At 69.5% G+C, this 17,727-nt stretch carries 18 protein-coding genes and 2 pseudogenes; 9 read left to right on the top strand and 11 right to left on the bottom strand.

Annotation, left to right across the window (positions count from 1 at the left end; translation table 11 throughout):
* Positions 1–3: 3 nt before the first annotated feature.
* The 6 genes from IE075_RS08675 to creB all read right to left on the bottom strand — a co-directional run bounded on the left by IE075_RS08675 (position 4) and on the right by creB (position 5,766).
* On the bottom strand, positions 4–597 hold the full coding sequence (locus tag IE075_RS08675; protein ID WP_189455456.1) for a hypothetical protein: 594 nt from the start codon (positions 595–597) through the stop codon (positions 4–6).
* Positions 594–1,112, bottom strand: coding sequence for an RNA polymerase sigma factor (locus IE075_RS08680; RefSeq protein WP_189455458.1), 519 nt, complete (start codon positions 1,110–1,112; stop codon positions 594–596). Before IE075_RS08680 ends, IE075_RS08675 begins: the two co-directional genes overlap by 4 nt.
* Positions 1,087–1,809 (bottom strand): hypothetical protein, encoded by a 723-nt coding sequence (locus tag IE075_RS08685; RefSeq protein WP_189455460.1) that lies wholly within the window; start codon positions 1,807–1,809, stop codon positions 1,087–1,089. Before IE075_RS08685 ends, IE075_RS08680 begins: the two co-directional genes overlap by 26 nt.
* Positions 1,810–2,243: 434 nt before the next feature.
* Positions 2,244–3,578 (bottom strand): cell envelope integrity protein CreD, encoded by a 1,335-nt coding sequence (gene creD, locus IE075_RS08690; RefSeq protein WP_189455462.1) that lies wholly within the window; start codon positions 3,576–3,578, stop codon positions 2,244–2,246.
* 85 nt (positions 3,579–3,663) lie between these two features.
* Positions 3,664–5,097 carry a two-component system sensor histidine kinase CreC gene (creC, locus tag IE075_RS08695; RefSeq protein ID WP_189455464.1) on the bottom strand — a complete coding sequence of 478 codons (1,434 nt, stop codon included), beginning with the start codon at positions 5,095–5,097 and terminating at the stop codon, positions 3,664–3,666.
* A 3-nt stretch (positions 5,098–5,100) separates the two neighbouring features.
* Positions 5,101–5,766 (bottom strand): two-component system response regulator CreB, encoded by a 666-nt coding sequence (creB, locus tag IE075_RS08700; protein WP_189455466.1) that lies wholly within the window; start codon positions 5,764–5,766, stop codon positions 5,101–5,103.
* Between the two features lie 108 nt (positions 5,767–5,874).
* Here creB and IE075_RS08705 point away from each other — a divergent pair, with 108 nt between their 5' ends.
* The 6 genes from IE075_RS08705 to IE075_RS08730 are packed head-to-tail and all read left to right on the top strand — an operon-like array spanning position 5,875 to position 11,277.
* Positions 5,875–6,735 carry an STAS domain-containing protein gene (locus IE075_RS08705; RefSeq protein WP_189455468.1) on the top strand — a complete coding sequence of 287 codons (861 nt, stop codon included), beginning with the start codon at positions 5,875–5,877 and terminating at the stop codon, positions 6,733–6,735.
* Between the two features lies 1 nt (position 6,736).
* Complete coding sequence (locus IE075_RS08710) at positions 6,737–7,108, top strand: STAS domain-containing protein (protein ID WP_229792418.1); 372 nt, start codon at positions 6,737–6,739, stop codon at positions 7,106–7,108.
* On the top strand, positions 7,105–7,509 hold the full coding sequence (locus IE075_RS08715; RefSeq protein WP_189455471.1) for an anti-sigma regulatory factor: 405 nt from the start codon (positions 7,105–7,107) through the stop codon (positions 7,507–7,509). The genes IE075_RS08710 and IE075_RS08715 overlap by 4 nt, the downstream gene beginning before the upstream one ends.
* Positions 7,509–8,489: an ATP-binding protein gene (locus IE075_RS08720; protein WP_229792419.1), complete on the top strand. Its 981-nt coding sequence runs from the start codon at positions 7,509–7,511 to the stop codon at positions 8,487–8,489. The genes IE075_RS08715 and IE075_RS08720 overlap by 1 nt, the downstream gene beginning before the upstream one ends.
* Before the next feature lie 8 nt (positions 8,490–8,497).
* The gene (locus IE075_RS08725) at positions 8,498–9,379 is read left to right on the top strand and encodes a sensor histidine kinase (RefSeq protein ID WP_189455476.1); all 882 of its coding nucleotides are present in this window, start codon (positions 8,498–8,500) and stop codon (positions 9,377–9,379) included.
* The gene (locus tag IE075_RS08730) at positions 9,376–11,277 is read left to right on the top strand and encodes a hybrid sensor histidine kinase/response regulator (RefSeq protein ID WP_229792420.1); all 1,902 of its coding nucleotides are present in this window, start codon (positions 9,376–9,378) and stop codon (positions 11,275–11,277) included. The genes IE075_RS08725 and IE075_RS08730 overlap by 4 nt, the downstream gene beginning before the upstream one ends.
* Before the next feature lie 87 nt (positions 11,278–11,364).
* On the opposite strand, the gene IE075_RS08735 is transcribed toward IE075_RS08730, so the two are convergent.
* Positions 11,365–12,150: a hypothetical protein gene (locus IE075_RS08735; RefSeq protein ID WP_189455478.1), complete on the bottom strand. Its 786-nt coding sequence runs from the start codon at positions 12,148–12,150 to the stop codon at positions 11,365–11,367.
* Positions 12,151–12,449: 299 nt separating this feature from the next.
* Between IE075_RS08735 and IE075_RS08740 the strand changes: the two genes are divergently transcribed.
* From IE075_RS08740 to arsJ, 3 genes are read left to right on the top strand one after another with little or no spacing between them, the layout of a single operon-like run.
* Positions 12,450–12,794 (top strand): ArsR/SmtB family transcription factor, encoded by a 345-nt coding sequence (locus IE075_RS08740; RefSeq protein ID WP_189455480.1) that lies wholly within the window; start codon positions 12,450–12,452, stop codon positions 12,792–12,794.
* A 37-nt stretch (positions 12,795–12,831) separates the two neighbouring features.
* The gene (locus IE075_RS08745; protein ID WP_189455482.1) at positions 12,832–13,839 is read left to right on the top strand and encodes an ArsJ-associated glyceraldehyde-3-phosphate dehydrogenase; all 1,008 of its coding nucleotides are present in this window, start codon (positions 12,832–12,834) and stop codon (positions 13,837–13,839) included.
* A gap of 2 nt (positions 13,840–13,841) precedes the next feature.
* Positions 13,842–15,071, top strand: a complete 1,230-nt coding sequence (gene arsJ, locus IE075_RS08750; RefSeq protein WP_189455484.1) for an organoarsenical effux MFS transporter ArsJ — start codon at positions 13,842–13,844, stop codon at positions 15,069–15,071.
* A 93-nt stretch (positions 15,072–15,164) separates the two neighbouring features.
* Here the strand turns inward: arsJ and IE075_RS15980 are convergent.
* The 4 genes and pseudogenes from IE075_RS15980 to IE075_RS08765 form a co-directional block, all read right to left on the bottom strand.
* Positions 15,165–15,248 (bottom strand): annotated as a pseudogene (locus tag IE075_RS15980) (KGG domain-containing protein); the annotation flags it as partial.
* Positions 15,249–15,296: 48 nt separating this feature from the next.
* Positions 15,297–15,503 (bottom strand): annotated as a pseudogene (locus tag IE075_RS15985) (KGG domain-containing protein); the annotation flags it as partial.
* 396 nt (positions 15,504–15,899) lie between these two features.
* Positions 15,900–16,178 carry a DUF3325 family protein gene (locus tag IE075_RS08760; RefSeq protein WP_189455488.1) on the bottom strand — a complete coding sequence of 93 codons (279 nt, stop codon included), beginning with the start codon at positions 16,176–16,178 and terminating at the stop codon, positions 15,900–15,902.
* A gap of 1 nt (position 16,179) precedes the next feature.
* A complete protein-coding gene (locus IE075_RS08765; RefSeq protein ID WP_189455490.1) occupies positions 16,180–17,721 on the bottom strand; it encodes a PepSY-associated TM helix domain-containing protein in 1,542 nt (513 codons plus the stop codon).
* Positions 17,722–17,727 lie beyond the last annotated feature (6 nt).

Genomic DNA, 17,727 nt, shown 5'->3' on the forward strand with positions numbered 1-17,727 from the left:
CCCTCAGGCGTCGAGCTGCTCCGCGAGCCCCCGCAGCCGCTCCAGACGCGCGCCCAGGGTGCGGCTGCGCCGGCGGTGCAGGATCCGCGAGACGATCACGAGCGGCAGGTTGATCAGGGCAACGGTCGACCAGGAGCCGCGTCCGGGCGGCGCGAGCACGCCCGCCGTCTCCGCGAGGGTCGCGGCGGCGAGTACGACGAACATCAGTCCGGTCACGCGCGAGTTCATGCTCCAGAACCGCAGCGACGACCGCGCACGCTCGATCTCGCGCTCCACGAGTGCACGCGGCGCCAGTGCGCGCTCCTGCCACAAGCCGCGTCGGTTGCGCGCAGTCCACAGCGTGAATGCGACGGCGCACGCATAGAGCGCCAGCACGACGGTGTCGATCGTCTGCCAGCCGGGTTTCAGCGCAACAAAGCGCCAAACCATCGCCGTAACGACAAGCAGGCTGAGCCACTCGATCGCGACAATCGCCTGCAAGCGCCAGCCGCGCACGCGCGCCTCGCGCTGCAGCCGATCGAGATCCGGCGGCGCCACGGTCTGGCTGCGCCACAGCGTGTCGAGCGCGTCCCAGCTTTCTTCGTGCGGAGCGTTCATGCGGTTTCCTCCAGCCAGGCGCGCAGTTGTTTGCGCGCGCGGCTCAGTCGCTGGTTCACGGTGTTTTCCTCGAGGCCGAGCGCGTCGGCGGCCTCCCGTTGCGAAAAACCTTCGAGCGAGAGCACGACGACCTGTCGCTGGCCAATCGGCAGCCGGCGCACCGCATCGAGCAGGCGCGCGCGGCGCTGGTCGCCCTCGGCCTGCGCGACGGGATCGGCCGTCGCGTCCACGTGCACGTCCTCGAGCTCGACGAAGCCGCGGCCGGCGTGGCGCATCACATGGTCGACTGCGCAGTTCTGCGCGACGCGTGCCACGTACGTGCGCAGTGAGGCCTGCGCGCGCCACTGCGGCAGTGCGCGCCACAGTGCGACGCCCATTTCCTGCACCAGGTCCTGACGGCGCGTCGGGTCAGCCTCGTGGCTCGACGCGATGCGCGAGAGCATCGGGCCGTGCTCGGCGAGCACGGATTCGAGCGTCGCCGCCACCGGCTCAGCGTGCGTCGCGGCGGTCGACATCGCGGTACGCGGCGTAGCCGGTGCACAGGCCGAGCGGGAGGATGATGAGCATCACCCACGGGGCGTACACGACGCTGGCGACGGCGCCGGCGGTCACCAGGCCGATCGCAATGACCGCATGCACGTGACGCCGCACGAGCCGCAGGTTGTCCAGCAGCGCGGCGCGCAGGCCCAGGCCGTCGAGCAACACGCGCGGGAGCGCGAACATCAGCGGGGTTCCAAGCAGCGCACCGGATGCGAAGACGACGGCGATCTCGGCGCGGCCCAGCGTGAATGCCGCGAGGTCACCGGTGACGAGGGCGACCGCCTGGGCGGGACCGCCGAGCCACGCGGCGACCGCGCACTGCACGCAGAACAGGCCGAACGAAAGCGCGATGAGCCCGAGCAGCGGCTTCCAGCGGCTGAGTACGAGCCCCGCTGATGCGCCCGGTGCATAGGCGCCGCGCCGCACGCGCGCATCGAGTGCCGCGAACGACCACGCGGTCGCCAACGGCGTCAGTAACTTGGACGCGACGATGCCCACGCCCGGCACGAGCTGGAACAGCAGCTCGAAGACGATCGGCACCACGGCGACACCAGTCACGCCGAACGGATGCGCGCGCCACAGGCGCACGGCGTCGCGCAGCCAGCCGTAGGCGCTCGCACGTGCCGGGGCAGGAGAAACGGGGATAAAGCGGGTGTCGGCCAGGCGGTCCATGCGGGCATCCTCATCGGGTTTGAGGTGGCAGTCGACCATTGGGCGAAAAACCTGACAGGGCGCTGGCCCAATCAACGCGTTTGGTCGACGTGCTTTGATCGGCGTGCTTGATCAAGCGACCCGATCAACCAGCGGCCCGTGCCGGCTTCGGCGTGGGTCAGTGCGATGCAGGGATCGCCCCGGTGGGCTGCGCCTCAGCAGGGCGTCGGCTGTCGGTTGTGACGTGTCCTACGGGCGGCCGGCGCGGTCGGTCGCCGGAAAGCGGGTGCGCGACGATCCTGACGTCGCGCTGCTGGGTCGGTCGCGTCCCGCCACGCCACGCCACGCCACGCCACGCGACGCGACGCGACGCCGCGCCGCGCCGCGCCGAGCCTGCACGAGAAAATGCAGCGCGACGGCCTGATCCGTCGCGCTGCGTTCGGCACGCGTCGGCGCTACATGGTCCGCGTCGGCACAGCCGCCACGCGATACCAATCCACGTGGCGCGTGACAATCATGATCGCGGCCAGAATCACGAACAGCAGGCCCGCACCGAGCACCAACGCGTTGTCTTCCGAGATCAGCAGCCCGTACAGTGCTGCGTAAAGCAGGGCGAGCATCGCGCCGAAGCCCAGGCCGCGCATGGCGCTTCGCAGCACCGCCGTGAGGTAGAACGCGATCAGGCCGATGCAGGCGAACGCGGCAATCGCATAGGCCAAGCCGAACGCCACGTGCTCGCTGAGGCTCACGAGCAGCAGGAAGAAGATCGCGATCGCGAGGCCGACCAGCCCGTACTGGATCGGGTGGATCGGCAGCGCGCGGATCAGCTCGAACATGAAGAAGCCCACGAACGTCAGCAGCACGAACAGCAGCCCGTACTTCGTTGCGCGATCGGCCTGCGAATACGCGTCCACCGGGTCGGTCAGCACCACGCCGAGCGCATCGAGCGTGCGCTCGTCGACCGCCGGCAGCGGCTGCATCGCATGGCCCGCGAGGTACTCGCGCTGCACGTCGGTTGCGACGGAGGCCAGCTGCCACTGCGCCGCGAAACCCTCGGCGCCGACGCGGCTGTCGGCCGGCGATCGGCCCTGGAAGCTTGGATGCGGCCACGTCGAGGTGAGCCGCACGTCGTTGCGCGTGCCGAGCGGGAAGATGGCCAGCGATTCCGCGCCTGCAAGATCAAGTGCGAGCTGCGTCGAATACCGCAGCCGCGCGCCGTCGGGCGCCTCGAGGCGCGCGTGCAGGCCGCCGGTATCGCGCACGCCGTGCCCCTCGCGAAGCGCCGTCACGCGTCCGTCGATCTGCAGCCGCGGCGTGCCGCGGATGCCGCGCACGTCGGCGATCCCGTAGCTCATCACCGGCGTGCCGATCTCACGTTGCGCATCGGCCGTGGCGTCGGACGGCAGCGTCACGTCGAACTCCGCGCGCACGTCGCCGTTCCATGCGTACAGCGGCACCTCGTAGATGCCGCGGCGGCGCACGGTCGGCACGAGCGGGCCGCTGACCCGCAGCTGCGCGGGGAAGAACGTCCATTGCCGGGTCACGCGCTTGCGCACGCTGCGCATCGCGCCTGCGGCGTCGGGTTCGAGCACGTTCGCCCACTCAGTGTACGGCACGGTCAGCACCGGCCCCGCCAACGCCTGCGGCCCCGCGTACGCGCGCACCACGTCGGCCACCGCCTCGGCGCGATAGCGTTGGCGCTCGTGGATCACGTCGCGCACGAGCGAAAGGGGAATGAGGATCGCGAGCGTGAGCGCGAGCACCGCCGCGAGTTTGATCCACGTGCGCATGGGGCTGTCCGTCAGGAAGAAGGCGGCCAGCGTCGTGCACCTCGATGGACTGCGGATGTCCTTTGGGTGAGGCGAGGGTGAAGCGTCAGCGCGCGAGCGGCACCCGCAGCGTCGCGGCCGCGCCGCCGCCATTGCGGTTGTCGAGCGCGGTGCTGCCGCCATGCAGCGTCGCCACCTCGGCGACGAAGCACAGCCCGAGCCCGCTGCTGCGGCTGCCGCCGTCCGGCCGCGGCAGCGAGTAGAAGCGTTCGAACACGCGCGGTGTCGCGTAATCGGGCACGCCTGGGCCGCGATCGAGCACGCACAACTGCGCAACCTCGCCGTCGCGCTCCGCATGTAGTTCGATCGCGCTGCTCGCCGGCGCGAAGTCCGACGCGTTCTCCACGAGGTTCACGAGCGCCTGTCGCAGCAGGAACCCGTCGCCTGCGACTTGGAGTTCCGCATCGTCGAAGTGCACCTCGAGTCGCTGTCCGCGCCCCTGCAGCCGCGCCTGCGCATCGCGCGTGACCTCGTCGAGCAGTTCGGCGACGCGCACGGCATGCACGTCGTCGAGCCGCTGGCGATGCTCGACGGCCGCGAGCGCGAGCATCTTGTCGATCATCAGCGTCAGCCGCTCGCTCTGCGTGCGGATTGCCTCGGCGAAGGGTTCGCGATCGTCCGCCGGCAGCGGCTGTTCGAGCAGCTCCGCGCTCGCGCGGATCGCGGCAAGGGGGCTTTTCATCTCATGGGTGAGCGCGTGCACGTACTGCTCGACGTACTGCTTGCCTTCGAGCTGCGTGCGCATCGTTTCGAGCGCGCGTCCGAGCTCATCGAACTCGCCCGCTGTGCGCGGCAGGCTCGCGCGCTCGCCGGCGCTCACCGCCTGCGCGTAGCGCCGCAGCAGGCCGAGCTGGCGCGACAGCCACCACGCGGCGAGCAGGCCGACGAGCAGCGCCACACCGAGCAGCACCGCGCCCCAGCGCAGCACGATCGTCTGGCTGCGCTCGATGAACGGTGCGATCACCCGGTTCGGCTTGGCGACGGTGAGCACACCGACGATGCGCCCGGCCGCATCGCGGATCGGCGCCGCGACGTGCATGACCGACGAGTCGGGATCGCGTGGATCGGCCGCGGTCGAGCGCGCGCCGTAGCGCCCGCGCAGGGTGAGGTAGACGTCGTTCCAGCGCGAGTAGTCCGCCCCGACGTCGCGGCCGGTGCTGTCGTAGACGACGATGCCGCGCGCATCGGCCACGTAGATGCGGTAGGTCGCCGTGCGTTTCTCGAAGCCCCAGATCGCCGCGCCGGGATCGCGCCCGCGGAGCGAGCGCACGGCCTGCGCGAAGTGGCCGTCGGCAATGCGGCCGGCCTGAAGATCGTCGGCCGCAAGTTCCGCAAGCACGTTCGCCATGTCGACGAGCGTGTCCTCCATCGCCTGGCGCACGCCGGGCTTGACCTGCGCGAGGAACACCTGCGACAGCAGCAACCCCGCTAGCGCGACGATCGCGAAATAGCCGAGGAAGATGCGCAGCCCGATGCGCACGCGTCAGTCGACCTGGACGCAGTAACCAAGCCCGCGCTGCGTGCGGATCGGGTCCGCATTCGCATCCACCTCGCGCAGCTTCGCGCGCAGCGTTTTGACGTGCGTGTCGACGGTGCGGTCCGTGCTCTCGGTGTCGCTGCCCCAGACGCGGTCGAGCAACTGCGCGCGGGTCAGGATCGCGCCGGGCCGCTGCAGCAGCGCGGCGAGCAGGCCGTATTCATAGCGCGTGAGATCGAGCCAGCGACCGCGGAAGGCGATGCGGTGGCCGGCCGCGTCGTGCTCGAACGCCCCGCGTGGCGCGGTCGCGCCCTGGCTGCGCCGCAGCACCACGCGCACCCGGGCCACGAGTTCGCGCGGCGAGAACGGCTTGGCGACGTAATCGTCCGCGCCGATCTCGAAGCCGAGCACGCGGTCGGCCTCGGCGTCGCGCGCGGTCAGGAAGATGACCGGAAGGTCGCGCGCGCGCCGCAGCTCGCGGCACAGCGCGAACCCGCCGATGTCGGGCAGGCCCACGTCGAGGATCGCGAGGTCGAACGCGTCGCCGGAGGCGGCATGCAGCGCCGCGCGCCCGGTCAGCGCGTGCACGGTCTCGTGCCCCTCCGCGCGCAGCGCGAACTCGACGGTCTGCGCGATCGCCGCCTCGTCTTCGACCAGTAGAACGCGTGCCATGAAATCCCCTCCGACACGCAAGCATAAGCGGCCCAGTGCGGCATGCGGGCGCACGGTCCGTTCACGGCGCCGTGATACCTTCCGCCACCATTTGCCGGGGGAAATCCGATGTCCGACGCCGTATCGCTGAAGTCCATCCTCGAGACCGACCAGTCCACGATTCTCGATGCGTGGGTACGCGCGATCGAAGAGTCGGCGTCCAGCCTGCGCGGCCGGGTGTCGAAGGAGGAGCTCGGCGGCAATGCGTCGGAGATGCTGCAGCAGCTCGTGCAGGCGATCCGCGTGACCGCCGACGGCGGCACCACGGCGGATTTCACCGCGCTCGACCGCTATTTCGACGACTTCGCGCGCGACCGCGTGTTGCAGGGCTTCACCGCCGAGGAGACCGCGACGTTCGTGCTCTCGCTCAAGCGCGCCGTGTTCGTGCAGCTGCAGTCGCGCCTTGCCAGCGATCCGACGGCGTTCGCTGCCGCGACCTGGGATGCCACCCAGCTCATCGACAAGCTCGCGCTGCGCTGCATCGGCGCGTTCCAGCGCATGCGCGAGTCGATCATCGAGCGCCAGCAGCAGGAGCTGCTCGAGCTGTCGACCCCGGTCGTCAAGCTGTGGGACGGCGTGCTCGCGCTGCCGATCATCGGCACGCTCGACTCGAACCGCACCGCGACGATGATGGAAACGCTGCTCACGCGCATCGCCGACACCGGCTCGGCGATCGCGATCATCGACATCACCGGCGTGCCGACCGTCGACACGCTCGTCGCCCAGCACCTCATCAAGACCGTCACCGCGATCCGCCTCATGGGCGCCGAATGCATCATCAGCGGCGTGCGCCCGCAGATCGCGCAGACGATCGTCCACCTCGGCGTCGACCTCGGCAACGTGACCACGAAGGCGAACCTCGCCGACGCGCTCTCGCTCGCGCTGGTCCGCACCGGCGTCACCGTCGTCAAGACCGCGCGCGGCGGCTGACGTGGAGCGCATTCCCATCCTGCGGATGGGTGACGTGTTGCTCGTCACCATCCAGGTCGACATGCACGACCGCATTGCGCTGCAGTTGCAGGACGACCTCACGCGCATGATCGAAAAGACCGGCGCGCGCGGCGTGGTCATCGACATCTCCGCGCTCGAGATGGTCGACTCGTTCATCGGCCGCATCATCGCCGACACCTCGGCGATGTCGAAGGTGCTCGATGCAGAGACGGTGCTCGTCGGCATGCGGCCCGCGGTGGCGATCACGCTGGTCGAGCTCGGCATCGCGATGCCCGGCGTCAAGACCGCGCTCGACGTGGAGCGCGGACTCGCGATGCTGTCGGCCGGGCGCGGCGCGGACGCAGACGAGTGAGCGCCGCCGATACGGGCTCGCTGCCGCTGCGCAGCGAGCAGGACATCGTGTTCGCGCGCCAGGCCGTGCGGCAGATCGCGCAGCGGCTGCGGTTCTCGCTCGTCGACCAGACCAAGATGGTCACCGCGTCGAGCGAGCTCGCGCGCAACGCGCTCGTCTACGGCGGCGGCGGCGACATGCACTGGGACGTGGTCCGAAATGGCGCCCGCACCGGCCTGCGCCTGGCCTTTGTCGACGCAGGCCCCGGCATTGCCGACCTGTCGCTCGCGCTGACCGACGGCTGGACCTCCGGCGGCGGGCTCGGGCTCGGCCTCACCGGCACGCGCCGGCTCGTCAACGATTTCGAGATCGACAGCGCGCCCGGCCGCGGCACGCGCGTCACGATCACGCGGTGGCAGTGATGGTCTACGACACCGGGCAGTGGCAGCTCGCCGCGCTCGACGATACGACGCAGGTCGGTGCAGCGCGACGGCTTGCGGCGCGCGCGGCCGAGTTCGCCGGGCTGACCGACGTCATGGCCGGCCGGCTCGGCCTCGTCGTCGTCGAGCTTGCGACCAACCTGCTCAAGCACGCCACGCGCGGCCGCCTGCTGCTGCGCGCGGACGGGCAGGGCGAGGACGCGGCGGTCGATGTCGTCGCGATCGATCACGGCCCGGGCATGGACCTGGGGCGCTGCTTCGACGACGGCTACTCGACCAGCGGCACGCCCGGCACCGGCCTCGGCGCCGTGCGTCGGGCGGCGACGCTGTTCGACGCGCACTCCGACGCACGCGGCAGCGTGCTGTTCGCACGCATCGGGGACACACCCGGCCCGCGTCGCGGCTCGATCGCGCTCGCGCTCGCGGGCGAACTCGACAGCGGCGACGGCTGGCAGTTCATCCCCACCGCGCAGGGCTGGTCCGCTGCGCTCTCCGACGGGCTCGGCCACGGCCCCGGCGCCGCGGCTGCAACGGAGGTGGTGCTGCGCACCCACGGCGAACACCCCGAGGCGCCCGCACGTTGCCTGCAGCTCGCGCATGAACGCGCACGGGCGACGCGTGGCGCGGCCTGCTCGATCGTGGTCCACGACCACGAGGCGAATGCACTTACCCACGCCGGCATCGGCAACGTCGCGGCGTCGGTGATCGGCCTCGACGACAGCCGCGGGTTCGCCGGGCAGAGCGGCACGCTGGGCGCGACGTGCCCCGCGGTGCGCGAGCAGCGCATCGACGTGTCCGCGCGGTCGCTCGTCGTCCTCCACAGCGACGGGCTCAGCGCACGCTGGCGCCTGTCGGACTACCCGGGCCTGCGCACGCGCCATCCGCAGGTCATCGCCGGCGTGTTGTTCCGCGACGCGCAACGCCCACGCGACGACGCCACCGTGCTCGTCATCGAAACCTGAGGCCGCGCATGGATTCCGAATCCGATCGCCTCCGCCGCCAGCTCGACGATGCGCTCGCTCGCATCGACGCGCTCAACAGCGAACTCGCCGAGACCAACAACGGCGTGCTCGCGCTGTATTCCGAACTCGACGAGCAGGCCGAGCAACTGCGCCAGGTCTCCGAGCTCAAGAGCCGGTTCCTCTCGTACATGAGCCACGAGTTCCGCACTCCGCTGGTCTCGATCCAGAGCATGGGCGGCCTGCTCATGGCGCGGCTCGATGGGCCGCTCAGCGACGAGCAGGAGCGGCAGGTCATGTTCATCCAGAGCGCGGCCGCCGAGCTGAGCGAGATGGTGGACGACCTGCTCGACCTCGCGAAGGTCGAGGCCGGTCGAATCACCGTCTCGCCCGACTGGTTCGATCTCATCGACCTGTTCTCCGCACTCCGCGGCATGTTCCGGCCAATTGCGATGCCGGGCGATGTCGTGCTGGTGTTTGAAGAGCCGGTCGACATGCCGCGCATGTTCTCGGACAACCAGAAGGTCGCGCAGATCTTGCGCAATTTCATTTCCAACGCCTACAAGTTCACCGAGCGCGGCTCGATCACGGTCAGTGCGCGGGCGGAAGGCGACGGCTTCGTGCGGTTTTCGGTTGCCGACACCGGCATCGGCATCGCGGCCGAGGACATCGGCCAGCTGTTCCAGGATTTCGTGCAACTGCCATCCGCACGGGCCGCGCGCCGCGGCACCGGCCTGGGCCTGTCGCTGTGCCGGCGCTTCGCGGAATTGCTCGGCGGTCGGGTCGAGCTCGAAAGCACGCCCGGCGTCGGCTCGACATTCCATGCGATCCTTCCGGCTCATGCGCCTACGCCTGCCGGGGCGTCGGCGGAGGCAGCCGGAGACGGGCTTTGATCGGTGAGATCCAGGTCGATCGGCCCATCCTGGTCGTCGACGACAACAATTCCACGCGCTATTCGACCGTTCGCATCCTGCGTGCGGCCGGCGTCCAGGTGCTCGAGGCAGTGACCGGCCAAGAAGGCATCGCGCTCGCGGCCGGCTGCGACGCGGTCGTCCTGGACGTGAACCTGCCCGACCTCGACGGGTTCGAGGTCTGCCGCCGGCTGCGCGAGGGCACCGTCAACACGCGCGTGCCGGTGATCCACCTCACCGCGCAACGCATGCGCGACGAGGACAAGATCCGGGGGCTCGAGTCGGGCGCGGACGCCTACCTGACCCACCCGGTCGATCCGGGCGTGCTGGTCGCGACGATCAATGCACTGCGCCGCGCGCGCACCGCCGAGTACTCCGAGCAGATTTCGCGCGCGCGCTTCGAGGCGATGTTCCGCACCGCGCCGGTCGGCATCGCGATGGTCGCAGCGGACGGCGCGATCGTCGAAAGCAATGCCGAACTCCACCGCATGCTCGGCACCGACGTGGGCGCGCCCGAGGTCGCCGGGCTCATCGGGGAACTGCTGGCCCAATGCGGGCAGGGCGCCGCGCTGGGCACGTATGCGCCGGTGCTGACGATGCCCGCCGGGTCCGCGCGCCCGCTGCACCTGGACTGCCGGGTGGCCGCGCTCGATGAAGGCGCGCGGCTGCTGCTCGTGGTCGACGTGACGCACCGGCGTCAGCTCGAGGAAGCACAGGAGCGCCTGCTGGCCAGCGAGCGCGAGGCGCGCCGCCAGGCCGAAGAGGCGAGCCGCACGAAGGACTCGTTTCTCGCGCTGCTCTCGCACGAGCTGCGCAATCCGCTCGCGCCGATCAGCTCGGCGGCGCGGCTGCTGCAGATGGCGCCGAACGACGCGGCCATGGTCGGCCGTGCCGGCGCGGTGATCACGCGTCAGGTTGGGCACATGAAGGAGCTCGTCGACGACCTGATGGACGTCTCGCGCGTGACCCGCGGCCTGGTCGAACTCGAACGCGGGCCGGTCGCGCTGCAGTCCGTGCTCGAGGCGGCGGTCGAGCAGGTCCGTCCGCTCATCGACACGCGCGGCCATGCGCTGCAGGTCGAGGTGCCCGATGCGCCCGTGGTCGTCGACGGCGACCGCACGCGGCTGGTCCAGGTGATCGCAAACCTGCTCAACAACGCCGCGAAATACACCCCGCCCGGCGGCCAGCTCAGGCTCACGCTGGCCGAGAAGGCAGGCGGAGCGGAGGTCGTGGTCGCCGACAGCGGCGTCGGCATGCCGATTGCGCTGCTGCCGCAGGTCTTCGACCTGTTCACCCAGGCCGAGCGCACGTCCGATCGCGCCCAGGGCGGGCTCGGCGTCGGGCTCGCTCTGGTCCGCAGCCTGGTGTTGCTGCACGGCGGCCGCGTCACGGCGGCCAGCCCCGGCGAAGGCCTCGGCAGCACCTTCACGGTGTCGCTGCCGCTGAGCGCGCACGCGACCGGCGCGGCCGTCGTCGACACGCCGCCGCGCGCAGACCGCAGACCGCTGTCCGTGTTGCTCGTGGACGACAACATCGACGGGGCGGCCACGCTCGCCGACGTGCTGCGCCTGGCCGGGCACCGGGTGCAGCTGGCGCACGACGCCGCGTCGGCGTTGGACGCGTCGCAGGCGCCGGACGCCACGTTCGACGTGTTCGTGCTCGACATCGGCCTGCCCGGCATGACCGGCCACGAGCTAGCCGAGACGCTCAAGGCGATGCCGCGCTGGCGCGCCGCCGCGTATATCGCGCTGACCGGTTACGGCCAGCCGGGGGACCGGGAGACGTCTCGCGCGGCAGGGTTCGACCGCCATCTCGTCAAGCCGGTGCGGGAATCCGAGCTTCTCGCCACGCTCGACGCAGTCACGCGCCCGGCCGCCTGAGCCCGCGGTGGTGCGCGGACACGTGGGCCTGGGCGCACAAGGCCGCCTCGGCGGCCTGGCCGGAACTCAGGCGGTCACTTACGGACCTCAGGCGTTCGCGCCGGCCTGCTGGGAGCCGCGCAGTGCGTCGCGCAGGCGCCGCAACAGCCCCTTTGCGAACCCGATCGTCGCGCGGTGCACCGCGCCGTAGAGGCGGCGCTTGGCGGGAATGCGCCAGCCGAGCCCGGCCTTGACCACGCCCACGCACGGGTTGCACACGCCGCACGGCTGCATCTCGTTCGGGCGATGGCAGAACCACGTGGCGAGCATGATCGGCCGCCAGCCGCGCTCGTCGACCTCGCGCGCCATGTCCTGCTTGGTGATGTGGAACAGCGGGAACGCGTAGTAACCGAACACGATCTGCGCATCGGCGTGTTGCTTGGCGATGCGGTCGACCGGGTAGCCGTGCGCGGACACGCCCGGCTCACCGAGGTCGGTCAGCAGCGCGCCGGCACCGTTGCGGGTCTTCTCGAAGCCGGTCTCGACCTCGCTCAGCCCGTGCTCGCGGCAGAACCGTCCGAGCCACGCGTACTGCGTGCCGAGCGGCTCGATCGCATTGAGGCGCGCCCAGGCGGCATCGACCTCGGGATCGGGGCGGATCTCGGACACTTTCGCGCTCCACGTCGGCAGCATCAGTGAGCGCGTCTGCGGGTAACGCGTGGCCAGCTCGTCCCGGATGCGGGCCATCGTGCGCAGTTCGACGTCGAGCGAGTTGCGCTTGTCGTCGATCAGGTAGATCGGCTGCACGGGCAGCCGGTGCACGAGCAACAGCCGCAACAGCTGGAACGTGGAGTCCCAGCCTCCGGTCCAAAGCAGGTGTACGGGGGCAGTCATTGGGTCCTCTTGATGTGAGTCGGGCGAGACCTGAGGCCTGCTACGTCTTCAAAGACGAGGCCGCGGGCGCGATCCGGCCACCCGGCGCACATCCGGACCGGTTTGAGCTGCCCCGAAACAGCCATCTGCCAAGCGATGTAAAGCGTTGAAGTCCCACGCGTTTTGCACGCGAGGCAGCAGGCCCGGGCGCCGACGATGGATCATCGACGATACGCAGGGCGGGTCGAGCGCAGTTGCGAGACCCGATTAAACCGCCGGCTGCCGCGAATTTGTCACGATGTTTCCATTACTCTGGAAATATGGATACGAACCGCGCCGTCGCTGCCCTTTCCGCCTTGGCCCAGACCTCACGCCTGGCCGTGTTCCAGGCGCTCGTCGCCGCGGGGACCGACGGCGCGCTGCCGTCGGAAATCGCGCAGACGCTCGACATCCCCGCCAACACGCTCTCGTTCCACCTGAAGACGCTGCTGCACGCCGAGCTCGTCACGGCCGAGCCGAGCGGCCGCCGCATCCGCTACCGGGCGAACTTCGCGCGTGTGCAGGGGCTCGTCGATTTCCTCACGAAAAATTGCTGCGGCGGCGATTTGTCGCAGTGCGCGCCCGTGAGCGGCTGTGCGCCGAACGCGACCGCCGGTGCGCGCTGAGCCGCATTCCTGACTTCTTAATCAATAGGACCACTCCATGGCTATCCGCGTCGGCATCAACGGCTTCGGCCGCATGGGCCGCCTGACCCTGCGCGCCGCGTGGGGCCGGCCCGACCTGCGGTTCGTGCAGATCAACGACCCGGCCGGCGACGCCGCCACGTTCGCGCACCTGCTCAACTTCGATTCCGTGCACGGCCGCTGGGCGCACGAAGCAACGGCCGACGGCGATGCGATCGTCATCGACGGCCTGCGCATCCCGCTCACGCGCAACAAGGAACTCGCGGCCACCGACTGGTCCGGCTGCGACGTGGTCATCGAAGCCTCGGGCAAGTTCCGCAAGCCCGACGTGCTGCAGCCCTACCTCGACCAGGGCGTGAAGCGCGTCGTCGTCACCGCACCGGTCAAGGCCGAGGGCGCGCTCGACGTCGTCATGGGCGTGAACCAAGACCGCTTTGACCCGCAAAAACACCGCATCGTCTCGGCCGCCTCGTGCACGACGAACTGCCTTGCGCCGGTGGTCAAGGTGATCCACGAAGGGCTCGGCATCCGCCACGGCAGCCTGACCACGATCCACTGCCTGACCAACACGCAGGTGATCGTCGACGCGCCGCACAAGGACCTGCGCCGCGCGCGTGCCTGCGGGGAGAGCCTGATCCCGACTTCCACCGGCTCGGCCACCGCGATCGCGGAGATCTTTCCTGAGCTCAAAGGCCGGCTCAACGGCCACGCCGTGCGCGTGCCGCTCGTCGTCGCCTCGCTGACTGACTGCGTGTTCGAGGTCGAACGCGCGACCACCGTCGAGGAGGTGAATGGACTGCTGCGCGCCGCCGCGGAAGGGCCGCTCAAGGGCATCCTCGGGTTCGAAACGCGCCCGTTGGTATCGGTCGATTACCGCACCGATCCCCGTTCGAGCATCGTCGATGCGCCCTCGACGCTCGTCGTCAACGGCACGCAGGTGAAGATCTACGCGTGGTACGACAACGAGTGGGGCTACGTGAACCGCACGGCCGAACTCGTGCGCCTCGTCGGCAACGCGGACGCCTAAGCGTGCTCGCGCGCCTGCCCGTCGAGGTCCGCCAGTACCTGCTGATCACCGGCAACTACTGGGCGTTCACCCTCACCGACGGCGCGCTGCGCATGCTCGTGGTGCTGCACTTCCACCAGCTCGGCTACACGCCGCTGCAGGTGGCGGGGCTGTTTGTGTTCTACGAGATCTTCGGCGTCGTCACGAACCTGCTCGGCGGCTGGCTCGGTGCGCGCATCGGGCTCAATCGCACGATGAACATCGGTCTCGCGCTGCAGGTCGTCGCCCTGTCGATGCTGCTCGTGCCTGCGGCCGCGCTTGTCGTGCCGTGGGTGATGGCCGCGCAGGCAATGTCGGGCATCGCGAAAGACCTCAACAAGATGAGTGCGAAGAGCAGCATCAAGCTGCTCGTCCCTGGCGACCAACAGGCCAGGCTGTTCCGCTGGGTCGCGGCGCTCACCGGCTCGAAGAACGCGCTCAAGGGCGTGGGGTTCTTCGTTGGCGGCGTGCTGCTCACCACGGTGGGCTTCCGCGGTGCGGTCGGTGCAATGGCCGCCGCGCTCGCGCTCGTATGGATCGCCAGCCTCGTGCTGCTCAAGCGCGATCTCGGCCGTGCGAAAGCCAAGCCGAAGTTCCGCGAGCTGCTGTCCAAGAGCCGCGCGATCAACGCACTCTCGGCGGCGCGGCTGTTCCTGTTCGGTGCGCGCGATATCTGGTTCGTGATCGCGCTGCCCGTCTTCCTCGCCGACACGCTCCGCTGGGATTTCTGGCGCGTCGGCGGCTTTCTCGCGCTGTGGGTGATCGGCTACGGCGCGGTGCAATCGCTTGCGCCGCATCTCACCGGCAAGCGCCGCGGCACCGTGCCCGACGGTCGCGCCGCGTTCGCTTGGGCGGCCGCGCTCGCGGTGGTGCCGTTCGCGATGGCCGCGCTCCTTGCGTTGGACCTTTCACCCGCGGTCGTGGTGATTGGCGGGCTCTCGCTCTTCGGCATGCTGTTCGCGATCAACTCATCGCTGCACAGCTACCTCATCGTCTCGTACGCCGCCGAGGACGGCGTCTCGCTCGACGTCGGCTTTTATTACATGGCCAACGCGATGGGCCGTCTCATCGGCACCGTGCTGTCGGGCTGGGTGTACCAGACCTGGGGGCTTGCGGCCTGCCTGTTGGGCTCGGGCGTCTTCGTCGCACTGTGCGCGGCGATCTCGATCGCGTTGCCGCGGCATGGGACGGATGCGGGCGCAGCATCGGGCTGAAGCGCTTCGCCGGATGCCATTCGCCTCAAGCAACCAGCCAAGAAAAAACCCCGCGAATGCGGGGTTTTTCCATCAGCTTCGGATCAGTCGAGCTTAGCGGTTGTTGCCGCCGCCGCTATGGCTGGCCTGGCCACCCTTACTCGAAATCTCCCGCTGCTCCGAGGCGCTCATGTTCTGGAAGCCACCGCCGTTGTTGCCACCGCTCGAGTTCCCGCCCTGATTGGTGGCGGTGTTACCGCCCTGGCTGGCCTGGCCGCCCTTGCGACCTGCCTCGCGGGCTTCCTGCGAGCTGAACTCGTGCCCGTCATTGCCGCCCTGATGCGATGCGCGACCGCCCTGTGCTGCGATCTCGCGCTGCTTGTTCTGATCCATCGAATCAAAACCGCCGTTGTTACCGCCCTGGTTCTTACCGCTCTGGTTGTTGTTCGCCATGATGTGTTCTCCTCATTCTTCCTGTTGGGATGAACGGCCCGACGCACGTGACGCTGTTGTCGAACCGTGCGAACAGGCTATCGGGAGGGGCATTAACGCAGTGGGGCAAGGCCGTTAACACCGCATGTGTTGCCCAGGCTTCATCCGCGACAGCGCGACAGCGCGACATCGCCGGTCGCGCTTGTATGCAACAGGTTGAAAGGGGCAGGTCGGAAGCAGCTGATCGAAACAAGCGCTGCGCCTGCACGCACTATCGCGCTGCACGAATGCAATGGCGCAAGCGCCGCAGCAGCGGCAGTGGACGGTCGCGCTTTGCATCATGCGCGCATGTACAAGGTTGCGAACCCTTAGCCTGAAGCGCTCACGCGTGAGCGCTCATCGCCGACGTGACCGGCGTTACCGACCGCGCACCGTTCGGCTCGACCCAAACGTCGCCGACAGCACGACCGCGATCGCCCCCAGCATCAGGCACACGGTCCAGTACACCGGTCCCTGCTCGATGCCGAGCGTGCCGACGAACAATGCGAAGCTGATCGCAAACAGCGCCCACGCGGCAATGCGCAGTCCAGCCCGCATCGATGCCGGCACCGCGGTGAACAGATCCGCATGGCGTTCCATCGACGCCATGAGCGCGCCCCAGCCGACCACGATCAGCAATGCTGCACACCAAGCCATCTCACACCTCTCCCAATGCCACGGCGCCGCGCGCCGGCACATCCTCGCGCGCAGCCGCCGGCATCGCACGGCGCGCCATCAGCGCGAACGCGACCGCAAACGCGAGCGCCGTGAGGTCCACCGCCGCCAGCGCCCACTCACCACGCGGCAGTGTTGCCAGCAGGTGGCTGCGCTCGGTGGTGAGCAGGTTCACGAGCGGCACCGCGCCGAACAGCACGGTCGATGCCGCGAACAACTCGGCCCATCCGCGGCCGCAGCGCGCGCGCCACGCGCCCCACAGTGCCGCCGCGGCCCAGGCCGCGCAGAACACCGTGATCTCGGCCGCGGCGCGATCGGGCATCGACGCCGGCAGCAAGCGGTTGCCGAGCAGCATCGCGGCCACGCCGATCGGCATGCCCGCCACGACGCCAATGTTCAGACCGACAACAAGCGCGTAGCCGCTCAGCACGCCGGCCTCGGCCACGCGGCGTTCGCGCTTTCGCACCCACACCTGCATGCCGGTCGCGATCATTACGCAGCCGGTCAGCCCGAGCAGGAAGTACAGCGCGCGCAGGCCGCTGCCGCCGAACTGCACCATGTGCAGCCCGCCGAGGAACGAGTAGGTGAGATAACCCGCGGTCGGCGGGCTGCTGTGGTGCACGAACGCGCCTGTCGCCGCGTCGTACTGCACCTGCTGCATGTCCCAGGCCACGCGGCGCGCGTGGTCGGTGCCGAAGATGATCAGCGCGCTCGCATCGTCGGGATGCTCCACCGACGCCCAGTCCACGGGCTGGCCCATGCGCTGCTGCGCATCGGCGACGAGCGCGTCGATCGAATGCAGCCGCTCGAGCGGGCGGCCTGCGTCCTCGCGCTCGTTGAAGCCACCGGCCTCCTGGAAGTATCGCTCGAGGTCGCCCTTGTACGCCGTGTCGAGCCCGCCGCTGATGTAGCTCGTCGCAAAGATGATCACACCCGTATAGGCCATGAGCAGGTGGAACGGCAGGCCGAGCACGCCGGTCACGTTGTGCCCGTCCAGCCACGCGCGCTGCCCGCCGGCCTTCGGGCGGAAAGTGAAGAAGTCCTTGAAGATGCGCTTGTGCGTAATCACGCCCGCCACTAGCGCGACGAGCATGAGCAACCCCGCGATCGCGACGATCCACATCCCGGTGTTGCCGGCGTGCAGGTTCCAGTGCAGCTCGAAGAAGAAGTCGCCGCCTGCGGTTTCGGGGATCGGCTCGCCGGTGCGCGGGTCGAGCGTGAGCTTGTCCATCGAGCCGTCGTCGAGCATCCACGCCGCCTCGATCGCACGCTCTCGCTCATGGGGTACGTGCGCCCACCACGCATGCGCCTCGGGCGCGCGCGTGGCGATCTGCGCCATCGCCGCATCGAACTTCGGCGCGGGCGTGCCTTCGATGCCGTGCAGCGAGGGCCGCATCCAGTCGTCGAGTTCGCGGTCGAAGCACGCGATCGTGCCGCCGACAAAGATCACGAACAGCAGCCAGCCCACGAGCAGGCCGGACCAGGTGTGCAGCCAGGCCATCGACTGGCGCAGGGAGTTCTTCATGGCGTT

Origin of the sequence: Cognatilysobacter bugurensis, from assembly GCF_014652095.1 — a bacterium.
GTDB lineage: Bacteria > Pseudomonadota > Gammaproteobacteria > Xanthomonadales > Xanthomonadaceae > Cognatilysobacter > Cognatilysobacter bugurensis.